The sequence below is a fragment of the Microcoleus pseudofavosus SVA1_A4 genome (assembly GCF_036700565.1).
In the GTDB taxonomy this organism is placed as follows: domain Bacteria; phylum Cyanobacteriota; class Cyanobacteriia; order Cyanobacteriales; family Microcoleaceae; genus Microcoleus.
The window spans coordinates 1-1,149 of sequence record NZ_JAUBPE010000197.1 but is presented as its reverse complement, the minus strand read 5'-3'; the positions used below and the strand labels follow the sequence as shown (position 1 = coordinate 1,149).

1 protein-coding gene is annotated in these 1,149 nt (G+C 34.7%); it reads left to right on the top strand.

What is annotated here, in order from left to right; all coding sequences use genetic code 11:
• Positions 1–1,149, top strand: a 1,149-nt coding sequence (locus QUA02_RS33450; RefSeq protein ID WP_333034028.1) for an ISL3 family transposase, incomplete at both ends; no start/stop codon positions are given.

The following is a 1,149-nucleotide window of genomic DNA, read 5'->3' as shown; positions in this document are numbered from 1 at the left end:
TTCTCATGGACTTTTATTTGGACTATATATTAGACTTGCCTGGAGTGAAGGTTGAAAGTTGTACTCAAATTGATGGAAAAATTTTATTAGGACTGAGAATTGTAGGAGAAGGTATGGTTTGTCATCACTGTCAAAATTATACCGAACAATTGCATCAAAATCGACCAATCTTAGTAAGAGATTTGCCAGTGTTTGGTCGTCCTGTGTATTTAAAAGTCCCGCGACGGCAGTTTTACTGTCCTAATTGCCAACGATATCCCACAGAAAAAGTAGATTTTTTGGACATTAAAAGACGACATACTCAACGATACGAACAAAATATTTATGAGCGTGTCAAACAATCGAGCATGGAGCAAATAGGACGAGAAGAAGGACTGAGTTATGACGAAATAAAAGGAATATTTGATCGGACAAATAAGAATAAAAAAAGAACGAATTGGAAGTTAAACGAATTTGTCAAGGGCGAGATAAGTATGCGGAAAGGTCAAGGAAATTTTGTGACTGTTGTTGGGGACATTTCCGAAGGTAATTTAATTGAGATGATTGATTCTCATCGCTGTGAAGAAATCATTGAAGTTCTTATGCAACAAGCAATTGAGGTTCGAGAACAAGTTGAGGAAGTGAGTGTTGATATGTGGGGAGGATTTCCTAAAGTTATCAAAAAAGTATTTCCAAACGCCAAAATTATTATCGATCGTTTTCATGTGATGAAAGTAGTTAATAAAGACTTGAATAAATTACGCAGAGCAGCCGGAATAACAGATAGGCAAAGTAAATATTTATTGTTAAGTAATCGAATAAATTTGAATCCTCTTCAGATTGATAAATTAGAGATGGCACTAGGTAAATCAGAATGCTTGAGAATTGCGTATGAGATGAAAGAAAAATTTAGAGAAATATATGAGACTAATTTGACAGTCAAAAAAGGGCAGGCAAAAATTAAAGAATGGCTAAATCATGCACAAGTATTTTTTAGAGAAGCTGCATCAACGATTGAAAATCATTTTGAGGGTATTTGCAACTACTTTCTTAATCGCACAACAAGTGGAGTTATGGAGGGAATCAACAATCGAATTAAGTTGATAATGCGCCAAGGATATGGCTTTTCTAATTTTAATAATTTCAGGAATCGCGTATTAGCTTGCTTCT